Here is a 20,906-nt window from a genome sequence, read left to right as displayed (position 1 = left end):
ACAGCCGTCATTGCCCTGCGTACCGCACGGGGGCAGCGCCGGTGCCGTAGTCGTGACCGAGACCGGCTCGGTAGTCCGGCGATCCGGTTTCCGGGCGGAGGTTGTAGTCTTCGGGCCGGTAGGAATGGTATTCGTCAGGCCCGGTCATCATACCGGGAGGAATTGCCGGTCGGTCCGCTGAACCTTGGCCCCATTGTCCGCGTTGGGTGGCCAACTGCTGCAATTCCGTGTTGTAACTGGCGGCATGTTCTTGGCGTTGACGATCATAGGCGTCAAGTGGTCCGGGATTCTGTGGAGCGTATTGCGGGGGATTCGTCATTTCCGATTGTCGGTCGTATTGGCCGGGATTCTGCGGAAACGACCCGTTCTGATCGTACCGCTGGTCCGCAGGAACACCCGGCTGCGGCTGATGGGCATTGCTCGGTTGAATCACTGGCAACCCGTTGGAGTTTGTGGAACCGTTCGCGTGTGGCCATTGGCCGGGAGTGGTGGTCGCGGTATCGAATTGATTGTTCCAGTTCGATGAACTGTATTGATCCTGTGTGCTCCAGTCAGGAGTCGCAGGCCGATCGTGCCAACTTGGTGTGGCTGTTCCCTGAGTTTGCGAGTTCGATCCTGGCAGTTGACGACGTGGCGGTGCCTGGACTCGTGGTTGAATGATCGGTGCAGCCGATCCAGAGGCCATCGTCCGTGGTTGCCCGTTGGTCGGCATATTGTCGGACGACCGTAACCCCGGGAACATTGCGCCCGGTCCGGTTTGCATCCCGACTTCAGCGGCTTGTCGAGCGACGGTGTAATCGGTTTGCTGAATGGCTCCCGAGCGAACTCCCGATGCGTTGCGAGAATCGTACTGCGCTTGGGTCGCGGTTGGGATTTGTGACCAATTTTGCTCCGGGATGTTCTCCCAACGCGGAGCTTCCGGCCGATTGTCGATTGCATTGTGTGTCGCAACCGATTCCGACGGATTACCCATGTTCCGAGCATTCATGTCGTAACGGGTGGTGTGCGCTGGCGAAACCGAGTCGAAATCGGCATTTCGAACGCCGCTGTTCTCTGGCATCTGCGGACCGTACGCCACTTGAGTCGTGGTGCGTGGATCGGGTGCCATTAGGCCGCGATCGTAGTCCCGTTGCCCTTCTGCGATCATCCGAGGATCATGCGACGGTGACTGAGTTCGCGTCGGCCATTCTTGTGCGGACATGGGACGTGGTCGGGTTGCCTGGGAAGTTCGGTCAATATCCCGTAGCACGGTCGCAAGATGTTCATCCGGAATGCGGCCGTCTTGGGGCGGGTAGTTGTTCTGCGGTTGGCGATGCGGCAGCGAACGGTTCCGACGTTCCGGGGCAAGTTCCGCAGGTGACTTCGTCCGAGCGGCGGCCATCTTCTGACGCATCCATTCGTTCGGGTCCACTCCTTCGGGAGGCATATTGGAGTCCAAGTTCATCGGTCGACCGGCAAGCCCGTTCGATGCTGGCGGCGAGTGTGGTGGTACTCGCGGCGTCGGCGGGCTCGTCCGAGCGGCAGCCATCTTCTGACGCAACCATTCGTTCGGGTCCACCCCTTCCGGCGGTGTGTCGGTGTTCAAGTCCATTTGCCCACTGTTCGGTCCGTCGTCGAACAAACTCGCCAGCGTTTGCGATGCTTCCCGTGGACTTTGGACCGTCCGCAATACCGACTCGGCTTTCGAGCGATCAAACAAGACGGAAAGGTTGTCGCGAGCGTGGCGATGTCCGGGGTCGGCCTGCAATGCTTCCCGCAGGAACTTCTCGCTTTCGATCGGTCGCCCTTGCAGGAAGTAGGAGTATCCCAAATCGCTGAGCAAGTCCGCATCGGTCGGTCGCCCGCGGAGTGCTCTGAGGTAATGTCTTTCGGCTGTCGCGTACTGACCACCTCGATCTGCAAGAATTCCGAGCCGATGATGAGCCACGGGATGATCGGGTTGCTCGTCGAGCACAAGTTGATACAACCGACGGGCTTCGTCCGCGTTGCCCCGCACAACGGCCTCGTGTCCTTGTTGCAACAATCCTTGCACTCGGGGCGGATCGGCAGCGGGTCGCCCCAACTGCGAGGCGGATTCACGGCCTCGACTCACGAATTTGTCGAGTTCCTCATGTTCGCGATCTTTCGTCGGGGAGAACGCCTCACGAATGGCGGCCGGGTCCGACGAACTCGCGGTGCCCCCCCCGAAGAACGGTGGCGATTGGCAACCGCACAACATTACGCTGCCGGAAAGAGTTAGCAGGCCAACAGATGCGGCTCGGCGGAAACGTTGTTGCATCGGGTGATTCTCCCGGATCGGTCCAATCATACGCACGCCAGCGGAGACAACATCGCGAACCGCGATTTCCACGGACGAATCGTACCTAGCGAATGCCGATTGGATTCGAATGAAGAGTTTTGAAGAGATTTCGGAGAAAGAGTGGCGCGGGTTATAGATTGCTTCAAGTTCCGTGTCGAGACCAATTCCGAACCGAGAACGTTGCAATCTTCCGCAGACCACAGATGTTCCAGAGAAGCTTGGCAACCTGGATAAGTTATCAGGTTCTTGCGGGTCCTAAACTCTTGAGTTGGAGGACTCTTTTAGCAGAGATTCGACAAAACTGGACTTGGCATAATCTGAAGTTCGAAATAACTTCCAGCGCTAACTCACGCACGATGGGGCAGTTCCGACTTAAATTTGGCCGTTGGCTGTCTCCAACACTCCACTCACGAGCATGATGCTTGCGAACGCGTGAACACAGCAGGGATGTATCCATAGCGGGGAGACGACACGAATGGCGAACGAGTTGACGGCCAATGGCCAACCGGAAGTTGTGGCCGGTGGGCCCGCAGGCGATTCATTCGACATCCTGCAAATTATCAAAAGGCGATGGACGGTCCTGGTGGTCGCCGTCGCCCTTGGTTGGGCCGCATCAGTCGCGTACTGGTATGTCACTCCGGTCACGTACGAATCTGCCGCTCAGTTGATGATTATGCGTCGCGACCCGCGTTTGGCAACGCGTGGTGTGCAAGACGGGCAAACCGGCGGCGTTGGCGAAGATATTCTCGCCACACACATGCAATTGCTGCAAAGCCCACGGATCGTCAAAGACGCCCTCCAAGGGGCCGGCTTGTTCGAGCTGGAGTCCATCAAAAAAGAACTGAAAAAAGATGAGACGCCCGTCGATTACGTGATCGATCATCTGGACATCACCCGCGGTGGTGCCGGTGGTGCCAAGGAAGCGAATGTGCTGAACATCAGCTTCCGACACAACTCGCCGGCGGAATCTCAACTGATCGTCAATGCGTTGGTTCAGCGGTTTCAGTCGTTTGTGGATGAGCAATCCGAAGACGTCAACAACGAGGCTGCAGAACTCATCGCCCGTGCCCGTAAGGATTTGGAAGACGAGTTGAGCGACGTCGAAACCGAACGACTCAACATGCGGAAAAACGCACCGTTGTTGTGGAACGGATCGCAAAGCAACAACATTCACCGCACACGATACGAGCAAATTCAACAGGAACTTTCCGCACTCCGGTTGCAAGCGACCGAGGCGGAAGCTCGGTTGCAGAATCTTCGCGATGTCGCTCTACGAGATTCGCAATCGCCAATCAACCTGCTGCAAAAACTTTCACTCATCGACGACGAGAACTTGGCCCGCTTGGGCGTGTTCGTCGAAGTGATCGGCAGCGAAGCCAGCTCTGCAACGTTCCAAGCCAGCATGCCGGTGCGGTTGTCAGAGGCCAAAGCTCAATATGAAGTGCTTTCGTCCTTGCGAGCGAAGGAAAAGACGCTTCTCGAAAAGTTCGCACCGCGACATCCGGAAGTGATCCGCGTTCGTTACGAGATCGAAGAAGCCGAACGCGTCTTGAAAGAAGCTTCGGGCGCGACTTCTCTGACCAGCAACGAGCAAATGTTGACGCCGGACGGCATTGTCGATGCGTACACTCGGATTCTGGAAAACGACCTGCAATCGATCAAGAACCGCGAACAAGGCTTGCTCGCGTTGGCAGCTTCGGAAGAGCAGTCCGCGAAGGAACTTGTTGTCTACGAGTTGCAGGATGAAACGCTCGACAAGCAAGTTGCTCGTCGTCAAGAGTTGTATAACGCGGTCGTTGAACGTCTGCGGGACATCAACATGGCGAAGGACTACGGCGGGTTCATCAATGAACTGATCGCGTCGCCTTCGTTCGGCGAAGATGTATGGCCCAGTTTGCCGTTGTGCATCATTTTGGGAACATTCCTCGGTTTGATGGGCGGAGTCGGCGGAGCATTCCTGCTGGAATACCAAGACCGATCCTTCCGCGATGCCGACGAAGTCGCTGCACTGCTCGACTTGCCGGTCCTCAGCCAAGTGCCATACCTGGAAATTCCAGAGGAAGCCACGAACCCGCTGCATGCGGCAATGGACCTGACCGTCTGTTCGTTGCATGCACCGCAATCGCCGGAGGCGGAAGTCTTCCGGGGCTTGCGAACGCAAATGTTCTTCGCGGCCAACGGTGCCACGCTCCATGTGTTGGCTGTCACCAGTGCGAAACCGGGCGACGGGAAAACCACCGTTACCGCGAACCTGGCTTTCAGCTTGGCTCAAACGGGTCGGCGGGTGTTGCTGGTCGATTGCGACATGCGACGTCCACGGATGAACCAGGTCTTCGGGGTCGACAACGAAACCGGCTTGAGCATGGCATTGCAAGGCAAAGTCAGCCCGTGGGACGTCACCCACCATGTGCCCGAAACGAACGTGACATTCCTGCCGGCCGGTCCGAACCCTGGCAACCCGGCCGAAATGTTGGAATCGCCAGCGTTCCACGATTTCCTCGAACTGGCGAAAAGCGAGTACGATTTCGTTCTCTTGGACTGCCCGCCAGTCCTCAAAGTGGCCGATCCGTGCATCATCGCTTCGCAAGTCGATGGCATGCTGCTGGCCATGCGAGTCTCGCAAGACACCAAACCCGAGGCCCTCAAAACGCTGGAAATGCTCGAGCAAACCGGGGTCACGATGTTGGGCCTCGTGCTCAACTGTTGGGATGCCGGAGCCAGTTTCGACACCTACGGCGGTGGCTACGGTTACGGGTACGGCTACGGAGACTACACTCCCGACGAAACCCCCAAAGCGGCTGCATAACTGCGACCGAACTCCTACACTTCAAATTCGAAAGTCGAGTCGATCGTTTGATCGGCTCGGCTTTTTCTTTCGCTGCCGACCGACGTTTTGTTCCACAGCCAAATTCGGGAGCCACTGCAGGAAATTGCATGTATTAAAGACAATATTGCGTAACACTCAATGCGGTTAACACTTGGGTGGCATGCCCACCGTTTGGGGTGGGCATGGGCCAGCGATGTTTGAATGTCCAATCATGCCCACGTAAAACCGTGGGCATGCCACCCACGACGCTATATCGATGTAATTTGCTGCACTCGCTTTGCCAGTGCAATGTGACTTCAATGTCCACTTGAGTTTGCACTGGTCGCGCCAGTGACACACAATCCAATTGTTCCACGGGAACAAAGAACTCGAGATCCATTCGTACCCAAGATTCCGGTCGCCCTATGACTGACGCCCTCCATGTCGCCATGCTGCAAATGAAATGCACCGAACATCCAGCGGTGAATTTGCAGATTGCCCAAGATATGATCCGCGAAGCCGCCGCTGCGGGTGCCCATATTGTGTGTTTGCCCGAGTTGTTTTTGGCTCCGTATTTCTGCCAGACCGAAGACCACGTCCATTTCGACCTCGCCGAACCGATCCCCGGACCGACCACCGAAACGCTGCAAGAAACCGCGCGGGAAACCGGTACCGTCGTGATTGCCAGCTTGTTCGAACGTCGTGCGGCTGGGCTGTATCACAACACGACGGCGGTTATCGATGCCGACGGACAGTACCTCGGCAAATACCGTAAGATGCACATTCCCGACGATCCGCTGTACTACGAGAAATTCTATTTCACGCCAGGTGATCTCGGTTTCAAGACATTCGAGACAAAGTTCGCCCGCATCGGTGTGCTGATTTGCTGGGACCAATGGTTCCCCGAAGCAGCTCGATTGACCGCCATGCAAGGTGCGGAAATTCTGTTCTATCCCACCGCGATCGGTTGGCATCCCAGCGAGAAAGACGAGTACGGTGTCGCGCAGCATGGGAGTTGGGAACTGATCCAACGTTCTCACGCGGTCGCCAACGGTTGCTACGTGTTCGCCGTCAACCGCACCGGTTTCGAAGCAACACCAACGAGCGATTCCCCCACACTGACCGGAGCGGCCGAGTCGGGCGGAATCGAATTCTGGGGCCAGAGTTTCGCCGCCGACCCGTCAGGAACGATCATCGCGAAAGCTTCGAACGATCAAGCGGAAGTGATCGTGGTGCCGGTCGATCGCGAGCGGATTGATGTCACCCGCACACACTGGCCGTTTCTGCGTGACCGTCGCATCGACGCTTACGACCAATTGACCAAACGTTACATTGACGCCGACTGAGCGAAAGTCCCTTTATGAAACCGATCAATTCGGGAACGTTCAGCCAACATGGTTTTCGGATGCCGGCCGAGTGGGAGCCGCACGCCGCCACGTGGGTTTCGTGGCCGCACAAAGAAGAGTCGTGGCCCGGCAAATTCGAGAAGATTCCGCCGATCTACGCTCAAATGGTGAAGCACCTGGCGCGTTCCGAACCGGTGCACATCAACGTCGCCGATGCCGAGATGGAGTCGCACGCGCGACGACATCTCGATGAAGCGGGTGCGAGCGGTGAGATTCTATTTCATCACTTCTCGACCAACGATGCTTGGTGTCGCGATCACGGTGCGATCATCGTCAAAAACGCCGACGGAGACCGCCATGCCCTCGATTGGCAGTACAATGCCTGGGGCGAGAAGTATCCGCCGTTTGATCTCGATAACCAAATCCCCAGCCAAATGGCAGACGCACTCGGTCTTCCGTGCACTTCCATTCCATTAGTGCTCGAAGGCGGTTCGATCGATGTCAACGGACAGTCGGTGTTATTGACGACCGAATCCTGTCTGCTCAATCCGAACCGCAACCCGCAGTTCTCGAAACGAGAGATCGAACAAACGCTGAAAGACTTCTTCGGTGTGACGGAAGTGTGGTGGTTGGGCGACGGGATTGTCGGCGACGACACCGATGGCCACATCGACGATCTCACGCGGTTTGTCAATCCGAACACCGTTGTGACAGTGGTGGAAAGCAACCCGAACGATGTGAACTATCAGCCGCTCGAAGAAAACCGGCGACGGTTGGAATCGTTTCAGCTCGACGGCAAACCGCTGAACGTCATAGAACTGCCGATGCCCTCCCCTGTGGAATACGACGGCGAACGACTACCGGCCAGCTACGCGAACTTCTACATCGCGAATCGCCTAGTGTTAGTGCCGACCTACAATTGCCCGGCGGATGCGGTTGCGTTGGATGTGCTCGGAAAATGTTTCCCGAACCGCGAGATTGTCGGTCTCGACTGCACCGATCTGGTATGGGGACTCGGTGCATTCCACTGCCTGACACAACAAATCCCAGCATGAAAAAAGCCGCCGGAGAGAACCGACGGCTTTCAAGATTTGACGTGACGTTAGCGATCTAGCTATCCAAACCCTGCAACCGGCCTTTGCTGTCGCCGATGCTTTCAACTTGGGCTCCCACGCGATCGAGCATGGAGAGGAACAAGTTGTTCAACGGGGTTTCTTTCGGATAAGCCACGTGACGACCGGTTTCAATCGTTCCGCCGCCACGTCCGGCCAACACGATGGGCAGATCGTGGTGAGCGTGACGATTACCGTCGCTGATTGCACTTCCAAAGAGGATCATGCTGTTGTCGAGCAAGTTGCCTTCACCCTCAGGGATATTGCGGAGGTTCTGGAGGAACTTCGCATACTGTTCGGTGAGGAACAGATCGATCTTGGCGATCTGATCCATCTTCTTGCGCTCGTTACGGTGGTGCGACAACGAGTGGTGACCGTCGGTCACACCGACTTCCGGGTAAGTGCGGTTCGAACCGGCGTTGGCCAACATGAAGGTCGCGATGCGGGTCGTGTCGGTTTGGAAGGCGAGCGTCATGATGTCGTACATCAAATTGATGTGCTGCGCCGTTTCCTTCGGAATGCCTTCGGGCACGTTGTAGTCCGGCACTTCGGCGGCGGTGACGGCGGATTGTTGAATCCGAAGTTCCAACTCACGAACGCTGGTGAAATACTCGTCGACTTTCCGACGGTCGGACTGGCCAAGACGTTGTTGCAGTTTTCGCGCGTCTTCGGAAACCAAGTCGAGAATGCTTTGCCGATAGAAATCGCGACGGGCCTGCTTTTGTTTGTCTTCGCCATTGCCGAATAGCCGTTCGAAGGCCAACCGGGGGTTGATTTCCTTCGCCATCGGCGTGGTCGGCGTTTTCCACGAGATGTTCGACGAATAGGCACAACTGTAACCCGAATCGCAATTACCGGCGTTACGACTGCGGTCGACACCAAGCTCGATCGACGGCAACCGCGTGTACTTGCCAATGTCGTCAGCGGCGGCTTGATCGACCGAAATCCCGAGCTTGATGTCGGCTCCGTTGGTCTTGTAGGCTTGGCAGCCGGTCAAGAAGACCGACGCGTTGCGTGCGTGGTCGCCTCCGCCGTCGCCGTTCGCCCGACCGTGGTGCTGCGTGAGTCCGGAGAAGATATTGATATCGTCTTTCAAACCCGCAAGCGGTTTGAGTGTCGGAGAAAACTTGTAGTCTCGCCCCTCACCTTCGACTTGCCATTGATCCATAATGGCCCCGTTGGCGAAGAAGATGAACGCCATCCGCACGGGCGGTTTGGCTGCCGCCGCTGCCGCTTGCACGGGGCGAACCAAGCTCATTCGCGGCGACATAATGTCCAACAATGGCAACGCCATCGCTGTTCCGGCACCACGGAGAAATGTCCGACGCGGGATGTGATTCTTGTTCGTATCCATAATTCGCCCTTTCCGACTTTCGTAGAGTGCGTCGTGACGCACCATTGCGAGAATGTCGTTTGAAGGTGCGTCACGACGCACCCCACAAAATTCTACTTGGTCTCGGTTTGCTGATGACGACGTTTGAGGAACGGATCACTCAGTACGACTTCCGTAATGAGCGTGGAAAACCGATCCCCATTGGATTTCATTTTCTTGCAAATCTCATCAATCGCACAACGATCGTAATATTCAACCCCGCGTCCAAGAGCGTAGGTCAACATTTTCTCGGCTAACGAACGACGAAAATCCTCATCGCGGGTTTTCAGGATTTTGACCAACTCGACAGGGCCATTGAACGAACCGCTGCCCTTGAGTTCGGCGGATGCGTCGATCTTGACCCCATCGTCTTTATCCCGCCATTGGCCGACGGCATCGAAGTTTTCGAAGCCGAAGCCGATTGCGTCCATCACACGGTGACACGAGGCACAGGCCGGGTCCTTGCGGTGAAGTTCCAATTGATCTCGCAATGAAGCCCCTTCCGGTGCTTTGGCGAGTGTTTCTTCCAGTTCGGGTACGTCTGGCGGAGCCGGTGGCGGCGGCGTGCCGAGGATATTCTCCATGACCCATTTCCCCCGCTTCACTGGACTCGTTCGCGTGGGATTGCTGGTCAACGTGAGAATGCTCCCCTGCGTCAGGACACCGCGACGCGGCAGACCCGCAAGTGACACTTTCTGGAACTCGTCACCTTTGATGCCACCAATTCCGTAAAGTTTCGCGAGTCGTTCGTTGACGAAGGTGAAGTCTCCGTCGAGGAATTCCAGCACGCTGCGATCTTCCCGCATAATCGTTTCGAAGAACTTGCGGGTCTCGGTTTGCAAGTCCTGCCGAAGTTCCTCGTTGAACTGCGGGAAGAGTTTCGGATCGGGTTCCATTTCTTCGAGTAATCGCAAGTTCAACCATTGCATCGCGAAGTTATCGACAATGGATTGCGATTTTTCGTCTGCAAGCATCCGGCGAACTTGCTTCCGAAGCACGTCCGGCTCATGAAGTTTCCCGGCTGATGCCAGTTGGAATAACTCCTCGTCGGGCATACTGCTCCAGAGGAAGTAGCTCAGTCGCGACGCCAGATCGTATTCTTCGATGTATTGAATCGATGCCGTCTCAGCCGGTCGCGCGTCACTTTCCACACGGAACAGGAAGTGTGGCGAGACCAATGCCGCCGAAACAGCCAGTTGAATTCCTTGTTCAAACGAGTCGCCCCGTTTGATCGCCAGTTTCACAAGTTCTTGGAAGCGTTCGACTTCCTCATCACTGACCGGGCGACGAAACGCACGTGGCAAGAACTTTCGTAGGATTTCCTCACTGGCACGGTCGGGAGACTCGTCTTTGCCAGGACGGGTAAACACGATTTGCTGATGCGACTCTGGCAAGAGTTCCGATTCGAAACTCTGCGGCCCAACGACGGTAATCGATCGGACCGCTGCGTTGCGGTCGCGTTGATTGCGGTCTTTGGCTTTCGCGTTGTAATAGTCATTGATGAAGGCCGCCTCGATTTTCCGTTGCCCGTCTTTGAGACGAACGGAGTACTCGAGTGTTTCGGACTTCATGTTCTTTTGCACATCGAACGTGTGAACGGCTTCACCATCGATTCGCAATTCGAGTTTGGCTTTCTCGTTACCAGCTTGTTGGGCCATCGCTTCGACTTTGACGATGTAATCGCTGGTGACCGGAATTTTGAGATTCGCTGCAACTGACCCCGTGGATGCCATCCAAGCGAAACCGCGGTCCCGGAGGGCGGCACTGCCTTCGAGCTGCAAATCTTTTCCGGACACACGACGATCGACTTGCGAGAACGGGTCGCCAATGATCGCCCGACTGGCAACTTCCTCGGCGGCTTCGATGTACTTTTCGAACAAAAGCGGGGGCAGTGAAAGCACATCGCCGATGTTGTCGAATCCATAGCCGACTTCATCAGACGGAAAATCCTTCGCCGGATGAAAATCAACGCCGAGCAAATCTCGGATGGTATTGTCATACTCTGCCCGATTTAGTCGTCGAATCGTGACACGACCAGGATCCGGCGGCAATGTGCAGTCGACAAAGAACAACCGATCATCCAGCCAACGCAGGACTTGTTCCCGTTCCTTCGCGGTGGGTTGAGCGTAGTGATCACCTGGCGGCATGGCCTCCGCAGAGATCATCCGCAGGGCTTTTTCGTAGTCTTTGCGATGTTCGTCAATTTTCTCGGCGGAAGTATCGTCATCGAAGGCTAGTCCACCCTCTTCCACCCCATTCGCATGACAGTCGAAACAGTATTTTTCGAGGAACGGACGCACGTCTTTCTGGAATAACGCTTCCGTAGCGGGAGATTCCGCGGGTTGCCGATTTTGTTCGGTGTTCTCGACAGGAGCGGCTGCAGCCGTTTGTGACTGGGGCACACCCGAGAAATTGCGGACCAAAATCAAGACGACCGCGAGAGCCATCGCACCCGTGACGCCTAGAAGACCATGCCAAAGCCAACTGCGTTGCTTTGAACGAGTTTTCTTGGGGGGTGCCAATCGTTTGCGAACGGCAGGTGGAATCGGCGTTCTCGACGCCAACGGAGCAACCCGCGAGGAAATTTTTGACCGAATCTCTTTTGCAGCAACACGTTGCGGCGGACGGCTCGGCCTCTTCGGAGCTGGTGGCGGTAGCAGATTCTGAACCGCTGGCGGGGTTGGGACGGTAAACTTCATCCCACACTGTTTATTCGGACAGGTCCCCTGCTTTCCGGCGTAACGTCCTTGGACTTTGAACTTTACGCCGCAAGATCGGCACCGGACTCGGATGAGATCAACAGTCAAGATTGAAAACCCCCTCTTGGTTGGCAAGGTGACAACGGGGGCCACAAGACGAACGTGGCAGGTTTTATCGGTCATCCGTCAGCGAGATTCAGTGCTCTCGTCTTTGTGAGCATGAGCCAACGGAAGGATGGAATTTCGGCAGTTATCTATTTTGAATTCTAGACAAAACTTCCTATGAAAGTAAAGGAAATCGATGAATGTTGATACGATCGAGCGAGAAACTTGTCAAATTCATCGCCTCTTATGGATTAGTTCGGTGATCTGATCGGTAGAATTCCCGGAAAAATCCGGTTACTCGGCTGCGAATAGGGAAACTCCCGGTTGAAACTGGGTTTTTGCTGTTCAGACTCGCACCAAATTTGGTTTACTAGCATACTGGATGGGATTCTTTGACGTTTTGGTTTGCTTTTGTCGGTCGGGCCCTGTCGGAACATTCGTGGAAGAACATCGATCAAGGGCCATTCCGATGTTCGGAATAAGATTGTAATTCGACATGTCTCCACTTGAACTCATTGGTGCCTTACTGGCATTTCAGGTTGTTCTCGGATTGGTCGGTGAATTGATTTCCCGGCTTACGCCCTTCGGACGTCAAGACGAGGCGTTGATTGTCGAAGTGTTTCAAACTCCCAACGGCCCCGATGGCGTGCTGGAATTGACCGGCCGTCGCGGTGGATTCTGGGGGTTGGTCTTGATGACGATCGGCAAACACGCTCGTGCCCGTCTGACTGTGGATTCCACGGAAGTCCGCCTGGAATCGGACAGTCTCATGGGCAAATCGATGGCGGTCATGCCGATCACACGCAACCTCGGCGTGACAGCCTACGCCAATCGTTCGCTGATTTATCTTGTTTACGCAGTGCTGACGTTTGTCGTTGGCGTTCCCGGTTTGTTCCTGGGTGCATCGTTTTTCAGCCATCTGATTTACTTGGGCATGTTGTTGCTGTTCGTGGGTGCCTGGTTGGTGGTGTTCTCGATGTCGATGCGGTACGGCGTTATGGTCAGCGGACCGTTGAACATCATCGTGGGATTCAAGCCGGGTGTGGTGAATAGTCGCAAAATCACCTTCGCCGAGGTGATTCAAGCCGCCGATGCGATCACGAATTGGGTGCAAGAATCCGACGCGATGCCGGAGATCAACATTCCGGAAATCAAGTTGCCGCCGATGCCACAACCGGCTGCAGTTTCACCCCAAGCACCTCCACCACCCGCGATGCCACCGGCACGAGCCGAATCACATGATCCTTTCGCGAACGTGCCGAAGGGCAGCCAGTTCGCTGAAATGGCGGATTTTTCGCCGAATGAGCCGGGGATTTCGGAATCCATTCGTCTTCAGCATTCCGCCGGTCGACCGAGTGCCCCGAGTGAACCGGAACGTCGCCCCGGAACGGGAACCGTTCCCGATGCCAGCGAGTTTGGCTTTGCTCCGCAAGCCCCTGAGGGTTTTGACGACGACAATGATGACGATGGAGAATGGGGACAAGTTCGTGGAACGAGTACCGTCGGCTGGGAGGATGCATCCGAACGTGCCAGTGACGAAGATCTCGCTGAGAAAGTGCTCAATGAAATCCGTTCTGGTGACATGACGCCGACCCAAGCCCGGCGGCATCTTCAAGATGTCATGCGACAATACCCCACGACCCGGGCGGCACGAAAAGCACGGCGACTGTTGAACGACATCGAGCACGGCAACTTCCGCGAACGCGGCAAAGAATCGGACCCCGAAGAACTTGCTTACAACGCTTTCGAGCAGATCAAAAGCCGATCCGATATGCCTCGCAGCGAAATCAAGCAACGATTGCAACTCATCGTGAACAAGTGGCCCAACACCAGAGCCGGCCGCCAAGCCAACGAAAAGCTCAAACAACTTCTCCGCGGCAACAGTTAGTTCGAGCAAAAGACCACAGGCCTATGATCAGGGGCCGAAGAGAACTGCCTGTGCAGGGTCTCGCAAGAACTCCTGATCTGGGATGTCCGAAACTGCGTAAGATCGGAACGTTTCCCAACGTTCTGAACCTTTCGCCCCTCGTCCTCAACTCGAACGAACATGCAACAGCACGAAACAGACGCGGAATTCCTCACTAACTACATTGCCGAACATATTCCGTTGTCTCAGGCGATGGGGTTCGAGGTCCGGGCGGTTTCGGAGACTGGGATCGAATTGTTCGTGCCGTTGGCCCCGAATATCAATCATCGAGATTCCGTCTTCGGCGGAAGTATCTCGGCAGCGGGGATTATGGCCGGTTGGGGATTATTGCATCACAATTGTCGGATGCACGGACTTCGCCCAACGCTGGTGGTGCAAGAAAGCACCACGAAATACCTCAAGCCGATCCTGAGTGATTTCCTTGTCACCGTGCAGCCGGTTGAAACCGATGCCTGGCGAAAGTTCTTCCGCACTCTCGAAGCCCGTGGCAAAGCCCGATTGCGACTCACGTCCGTCATTCAAATCGATGACGAAACACTCGCCGAGCAAGATGGCACGTTCGTCGCCATGCTGCGGACATAAGGCAAGTGCCCGGATAGAAAGACGGCTTCCGGTCCCGGATATTTTTCCGGCTCTGGCCGCTGGTCTCTAGTCCGTTGCCCTACGCGACGGTTGACCATTCGTAATCTTCATTCGATGATCCGAATTCACGGAACTTTTGCCGACGGACGTCGTCTCATTCGGCGGTCTGCTGGAATTTACTACAGGAGCGTTCCCATGCGGCGGTTCGGATTGATTGGCTTGGTGGTCGGAAGTCTTGTATTCGGTGGAGGAGGCCCGATGCCCCAGGCGGACGCGGCGAAAATCGGTTTCATTGAAGATTTTGCCCTAGCGAAGAACCGCGAGCAGGCCCTCGCCCAGTTGATCCCCGGCACCGAAGATTACTATTACTTTCACGCCCTCCAATACCAGCACACCGAACAGTTCGACAAAGTTGGCGATCTCCTGACGCCGTGGATCAAACGTCATGGCCGCACGCAACGGGTCCGCGAGATCGAACACCGCCAAGCGTTGCTCACCTACCAACGCACGCCGCAAAACTCGTTGGACTATCTCAAGCGGGAACTCAACCTGCGACTGAACCATCAGCGACAACGACTCGGCGAGAAACCCAACTTGCCGACCACGCTCGATGCTCAGCAAATTTCGCGGGAAACGCTCACGCAGCAGGCACTCTCTCAACACAATAATCTTCAAGGTTTCGAAACCGGCGCACTCGATTGGGTCATCGACCGCAAGCTCGACGAAGACGAACGCTGGGATCTGCTGCAACGCATCGAACGCCCCGACTACAAAAACCTCGTCGATCACATCATCGCCGACTTGGGGACCAAACACAGCGGCGGATTCGGCTATTTGGAGATCCACAAGCGACTGCTCTTGGCTCAACTCGATGAGTTACTGGACAAGAAACCCGATCTGCGAAATCAACAGAACTTCGTCAACGTCTACCTACAGAAATTGCGACCGTCCGACGATGTCGATTGGCGACACAACGACAAAGAACGTCTTGCGTATCTCGAGCGTTTGTGGAAGTTCGTTTCCACATTGGAGCCGCGGTACAATTCGCTGAAGGCTCATGTGCTGTATCATCGACTGAAGTACGACCTCCAGCATGGTGTTATCGACAAACCGCGATTCATGACCTACCTCGCGTTGCCCCGCGAAATCGGGTACATGAACGTCGATTATCTCCGCTCCCCCGAGCAACGCAGTTGGCATGCGAACCTGGGTGCGAACTTCCAAGGCGTGACGCTATTCCCGCCGATCCACAACGACGAACAACTCGTGCGGGAATACTTGTCGATCTTCTTTCTCAAAGAGACAGACATCAAACCCTATGCCCAATATGTGAGTGATGTGTACCTGCGGAAGTTGCTCGCGGAAACGAAAATCGTCAACGGACTCGGCGACCCGGAAAAGTGGGCATCGTTGCTATCACCGGAGGAATATCGAGCCCTGAAAGATCGCGTCGATCTGGATTTTGCTCCGACGAATCCCGACGAGTTCGCCCCGGACGACCCGGTCAGTCTGGATGTGTCCGTCAAGAACGTGCGGAATTTGTTGATCAAAGTTTACGAGATCAACACCCTGACGTGGTATCGACAAACGCAACGGGAAGTCGACACGGATATCAATCTCGACGGGCTCGTCCCGAACTCCGAACAAACGCAATCCTACAACGAACCACCCGTTCGCCGTGTGAAACGACACTTCGAATTTCCCGCCCTCGACAAACGCGGGGTGTACGTAATTGACTTCATCGGCAACGGACGCAGCAGTCGAGCGGTGATTCGGAAGGGGCGATTACATTTCGTGATGCACACCGATGTGTCCGGGCATGTGTTCACAGTGCTCGACTCGAAAAACGAAATCGTGCCGAAGGCGGAACTGTGGCTTGGCGGTCAGAAATACATCGCCGACAAAGATCACCACATCACCGTCCCGTTCACTGCTAACGCAAAACAGCAGCCGATCGTTCTGTGTGCCGACGGGTTCTGCTCACTCACACGGTTCCCGCATCAACAGGAGAACTACACCCTTCAGGCGGGCTTTTTCGTCGACCGTGAAGCGTTGTTGAAAAACCGTCAGACGCGTGTGGCTATCCGACCGCAGTTGCTCGTGCAATCGGTCGTTGCGCCGTTGGAACTTCTAAAGAACGCTAGTTTGACGATCGTCTCGACAGACCTCGACGGCGTCACCGCAACGCAACGCTTCTCGGGCGAGTCGCTGAAACTCTCGATGAAAACCGAATCGGTTGTCGATTTCAACGTGCCCGATCGACTGTCGAAATTGCAATTCACACTCCAAGGCACCGTCGAAAACCTTAGCCAAGGGAACGACACGACCGTTAGTGCGTCGCGATCGTTCGAGATCAACCAAATCGACCGCGAGGACAAAATTAGTGACTTGTTCCTCGCCGAGTTTAGTGGCGAGTATTTCGTCAATTTGCTCGGTCGTACCGGCGAACCATTGGCGGACCGGCCGGTACGGTTCGAGATCAAACACCGTGATTTCACTCGTCCCGTGCAACTGACCTTGCAAACGAATGCCGCCGGTCGAATTGGGCTTGGTCGATTACCCGGCATCGCGTGGGTGAAGGCGGTAGGGCCGAATGAAGTCTCGACGACTTGGACCCTTCGTCACGACGAACACACGCAATTCACCCATACGCATGGCATCGCCGGTGTGCCTGTGGAAGTGCCTTTGATGCCCACACCGAAGGAGCTTTCTCGCGAGGATGTGTCGCTGCTCGAAGTGCGTGGCGGCACCTTCGTGGAAGACCACTTCGATGCCCTGAAACTCGAAGACGGGTTGCTTCGCACCGATGATTTGCCCCCGGGCGATTACGATTTGTATCTGAAACGCACCGGACAGCATGTGCGAATTCGGCTGACCGAAGGGGATTACAAAGACAGTTACATTCTGGGTGATGAACGGTATTTGGAAGTCGTTTCTCCACGCCCGTTGCAGATCGCCGAGCTTGTTGGTGATAACGACAAACTCCACGTCAAACTTCGCAACGCTCGCAACGCCACCCGTGTGCATGTGGTGGCAACGCGGTATCGTCCGGTATGGTCGGCGTTTCAAGAATTCGCGCAATTGACGCACGCGGGTCCTCAATTGATGACGCGTCCAAACGCGTTGTCGGCGTATGTGGAGGGTCGCAATATCGGGGATGAGTACCGGTATATTCTCGATCGACAGTACGCACCGAAGTTCCCCGGCAACATGCTGGAACGCCCGAGTGTCTTGCTGAATCCGTGGGCGGTGCGGGAAACGGAGACCGGTCAGCAGGCGGCCCAGAGAGGCGACGAATTTGCGCCCGCTGCCCTGGATGATTCCGGCATGATGGCCGCTCCCCAAACCGCTCCCGCTCCGTCAGCCAGCAACACGGATTACTCGAATCTCGATTTCCTCGCCGACCAATCGGTGATGCTGTTCAACTTGGTGCCGGATGAGAATGGATTGGTCACGATCGATCGCAAAGACATCGGACCGCACTCGTATTTGCAAGTCATCGCGGTCGATCCGCAAGCAGTCGCATCGCGGTTGGCCACGCTACCGGAATCACAACGTCGCTTCCGCGATTTGCGGTTGGCCGAAAGTCTCGATGCCGACAAGCACTTCGCGTTGCAAAAGAAAATCAGTGTGTTGTCAGCGGGTGAGAAGTTCCAACTCAACCACTTGCAAACCGCACGGTTCGAAGCGTACGACAGTTTGTCGAGCGTGTACGGTCTTTATATGGCTTTGACGCAAAATCCTGAGTTGGCGAAGTTCCGCTTCCTGCTCAACTGGCCGGCATTGACCGACGAAGAAAAACGCGAGAAGTACTCCGAGTTCGCCAGTCACGAGGTGAGTTTCTTCATCGCCCAGAAAGACCCAGAGTTCTTCCGCAAGGTGGTCGTTCCGTACTTGCAGAACAAGAAAGACAAGACGTTCCTCGACTACTATCTTCTCGAAGCGAATCTCACGCGGTTCCTTTCGCCTTGGGAATACAACCGTCTCAATGCGGCCGAGCGGGCATTGCTGGCCTCGCGGATCGAAGCCGAGCGACCGTTCACCATTCGCGATTTGAACGACCTGCTCGCATTGCAACCGCCGAACCCCGTTCGTGATGACCAACTCTTCCAAACCGCGATCAACGGGACCGCACTGAGCACTTCCGATCGATTCGGTTTCCAAGAAAAGCTGAGTTTGGAACTCCGCCAAGAACAGCTGATGGAAAACGAAGCCATGCTAGGTGCCATTATGGAACCGCAGTCGGCGACTTCCGATTTCAACGGGCCGATGGGCGGAGTTGGCGGCGGTGGCGGATTCGGCGGAATGGTCGGGGGCGAGTCCTTGTCGAAAGACAAAAAGTCCGAAGCGAAATCCCGGTCATTGGACACCCGCAAACGCCGTTACTCGGGGCGAGAAATGGCGGAGGAAATGGACGCCGAGTTCAGTGATTACAACCAAAATTGGTCCGCCCTTGGCGAGCACGATATGGATGGCATCCAAGATCGACTCGGTCGGCGGGCGACCGCGAGACAGTTGTTCCGCAAACTCGATAAGACGAAAGAATGGATCGAGAACAACTATTGGCATCTTCCGATGGCCGATCACGACGCCGATGTCGTCCCGGTGAATGATTTCTGGGCCGACTTCGCCGCTCACGATCACCAAACGCCGTTCTTCTCCGAGCACCTCACCAAATCCGCGAGCAACATTCATGAAATGTTGCTCGCACTCGCTGTATTGGATTTGCCATTCGAAGCCAAAGAACACAATGTCGAACTCGCTGACGACAAGATGACGCTCACGCCAGGCGGATCGATGATTGTGTTTCATGAGGAAATTGAAGCCGCGGGAATTGTCGACGGCCCGACGCCGGTGCTGATCAGTCAGAACGTCTTCCGTTTGGATGACCGCTACCAAACCCAGAATGGCGAAAAGTCCGACAAATACGTGACCGACGAATTCCTGACGCACGCGATTTATGGATGTCAGATTGTCGTCACCAACCCGACCAGCACCCGCCAGAAACTTCGCGTGCTCACGCAAGTTCCCGTGGGTGCGTTTCCGGTGGGCGGCAGTCAGTTTTTGAAGAGTCTTCCCATCGACTTGGAACCGTTCCACACGCACAAATTGGAATACCACTTCTACTTCCCGCTCGCCGGTGACTTCCCGCACTACGCCGCTCACGTGGCTGAAGGCGGGCAAACATTGGCCCATGCAGACGCGATGTCATTCCACGTGGTTTCGGAACCGTCGAAAATCGATCGCGAGTCGTGGGTTTACATCTCCCAATTGGGCAGCAACGACGAGGTGCTCGACTTCCTCAATACGCACAATTTGCGAGAACTCGATCTCGATGCCATCGCATTCCGCATGAAAGACAAAGCGTTTTTCGAGCAAGTCACGGAACTGCTGGCACGACGACATGTTTACGACCACACGCTGTGGGCGTATGCAGTGTTGCACAACGATACCGACTCGATTCGCGAGTTCCTCGCCCATGCCGAAGGCTTTCTGAATCAATGTGGCGACTTCCTTGATAGCGAGTTGGTGACGATCGATCCGGTACAACGTCATGTTTACCAGCACCGTGATTACCGTCCGTTGGTCAATGCTCGCACGCATCGACTGGGAGCGGATCGCGAAATTCTGAACGATCGGTTCCATACCCACTATCATGAGTTCCTGACGATCCTCAGTTACCACCACAAACTCTCCGATGAACAAAGGATGGCGGTCACGTACTATCTGCTTCTGCAAGATCGCATTGGCGAGGCACTTGCGTTCTTCAGCGAGGTGCAGCCGAACAATCTGGAAACGCGGTTGCAATACGATTACTTCGCTGCGTATCTGGGGATGTATCAACGTGAAACCGATCGGGCCGCCGCACTGGCGCGGAAACATGAGAACCACCCGGTTGACCGTTGGCGGAATGCGTTCGTTGCCGTCTCGCAACAGATTAACGAGATCACCGGTGGCGATGTGCAACTGGCCGATCCGAAAAACCGCGATCAACAACAAACGAAATTGGCAGCAACGGATGCAAGTTTTGACTTCCGCGTCGAAGGCGAAACCGTTGCGGTGGATTATCAAAACCTGAAGGAAATTCAGGTGAACTTCTATCTGATGGATGTCGAGTTGCTGTTCAGTCGCAACCCGTTCGTGCAAGCGGGGACCGAACGGTTTGGGTTCATCAAGCCGAATCAAACGATGACGGTGAATCTGCCCGAGAACGGTTCGCAAACCTCCTTCGAGTTGCCCGAAGATTTGCGATCACGAAACGTGTTGGTGCAACTCGTCGGCGGCGGACAAACCACTTCGAAACCGTATTACGCGAATTCGCTGTCCGTCACGACCAGCGAGAACTACGGCCAACTGCTTGTGCGTCAGGCGAAGGGCGGCCAACCGGAACCGACGGTCTACGTCAAAGTTTACGCCCGGAAGAAAGACGGTCGTATCGAGTTCTACAAAGACGGCTACACCGATCTGCGGGGCCGATTCGATTACGTCTCGCTAAGCACGAACGAAGTCGAAAACGTCACCCAATTCGCCCTACTAATCCTCAGCGACGAACACGGCGCGATCGTACGTGAAGCGAAACCACCGCAACGATAAGGAAGACGATGATGTGATGAGGTCTGATGTGATGATGTAAGAACAGCGTCTCTTCTCCTGACTT

9 protein-coding genes are annotated in these 20,906 nt (G+C 55.5%); 6 read left to right on the top strand and 3 right to left on the bottom strand.

Annotation, left to right across the window (positions count from 1 at the left end; all coding sequences use genetic code 11):
- Window positions 1–7: 7 nt before the first annotated feature.
- Window positions 8–2,278, bottom strand: coding sequence for a tetratricopeptide repeat protein (locus tag AC5DDB_RS09135; RefSeq protein ID WP_491739405.1), 2,271 nt, complete (start codon window positions 2,276–2,278; stop codon window positions 8–10).
- Between the two features lie 496 nt (window positions 2,279–2,774).
- Here AC5DDB_RS09135 and AC5DDB_RS09130 point away from each other — a divergent pair, with 496 nt between their 5' ends.
- The 3 genes from AC5DDB_RS09130 (at window position 2,775) to AC5DDB_RS09120 (ending at window position 7,506) form a co-directional block, all read left to right on the top strand.
- Window positions 2,775–5,105, top strand: coding sequence for a GumC family protein (locus AC5DDB_RS09130; protein WP_491739404.1), 2,331 nt, complete (start codon window positions 2,775–2,777; stop codon window positions 5,103–5,105).
- A 425-nt stretch (window positions 5,106–5,530) separates the two neighbouring features.
- Window positions 5,531–6,451 (top strand): carbon-nitrogen hydrolase, encoded by a 921-nt coding sequence (locus AC5DDB_RS09125; protein WP_491739403.1) that lies wholly within the window; start codon window positions 5,531–5,533, stop codon window positions 6,449–6,451.
- Window positions 6,452–6,465: 14 nt separating this feature from the next.
- Complete coding sequence (locus AC5DDB_RS09120) at window positions 6,466–7,506, top strand: agmatine deiminase family protein (protein WP_491739402.1); 1,041 nt, start codon at window positions 6,466–6,468, stop codon at window positions 7,504–7,506.
- Between the two features lie 55 nt (window positions 7,507–7,561).
- On the opposite strand, the gene AC5DDB_RS09115 is transcribed toward AC5DDB_RS09120, so the two are convergent.
- The gene (locus AC5DDB_RS09115; protein ID WP_491739401.1) at window positions 7,562–8,962 is read right to left on the bottom strand and encodes a DUF1552 domain-containing protein; all 1,401 of its coding nucleotides are present in this window, start codon (window positions 8,960–8,962) and stop codon (window positions 7,562–7,564) included.
- 47 nt (window positions 8,963–9,009) lie between these two features.
- The gene (locus AC5DDB_RS09110; RefSeq protein ID WP_491739400.1) at window positions 9,010–11,634 is read right to left on the bottom strand and encodes a DUF1592 domain-containing protein; all 2,625 of its coding nucleotides are present in this window, start codon (window positions 11,632–11,634) and stop codon (window positions 9,010–9,012) included.
- Between the two features lie 601 nt (window positions 11,635–12,235).
- On the opposite strand from AC5DDB_RS09110, the gene AC5DDB_RS09105 reads away from it, so the two are divergent.
- The 3 genes from AC5DDB_RS09105 to AC5DDB_RS09095 all read left to right on the top strand — a co-directional run bounded on the left by AC5DDB_RS09105 (window position 12,236) and on the right by AC5DDB_RS09095 (window position 20,842).
- Window positions 12,236–13,627 (top strand): tetratricopeptide repeat protein, encoded by a 1,392-nt coding sequence (locus tag AC5DDB_RS09105; RefSeq protein ID WP_491739399.1) that lies wholly within the window; start codon window positions 12,236–12,238, stop codon window positions 13,625–13,627.
- A 159-nt stretch (window positions 13,628–13,786) separates the two neighbouring features.
- Window positions 13,787–14,248 (top strand): YiiD C-terminal domain-containing protein, encoded by a 462-nt coding sequence (locus AC5DDB_RS09100; RefSeq protein ID WP_491739398.1) that lies wholly within the window; start codon window positions 13,787–13,789, stop codon window positions 14,246–14,248.
- A gap of 195 nt (window positions 14,249–14,443) precedes the next feature.
- Complete coding sequence (locus tag AC5DDB_RS09095) at window positions 14,444–20,842, top strand: hypothetical protein (RefSeq protein ID WP_491739397.1); 6,399 nt, start codon at window positions 14,444–14,446, stop codon at window positions 20,840–20,842.
- Window positions 20,843–20,906: the final 64 nt, after the last annotated feature.

The sequence above is a fragment of the Thalassoroseus sp. genome (assembly GCF_984380535.1).
Note: the sequence above shows the minus strand (reverse complement) of the source record. Positions and strands in the feature narration are given on the sequence as shown.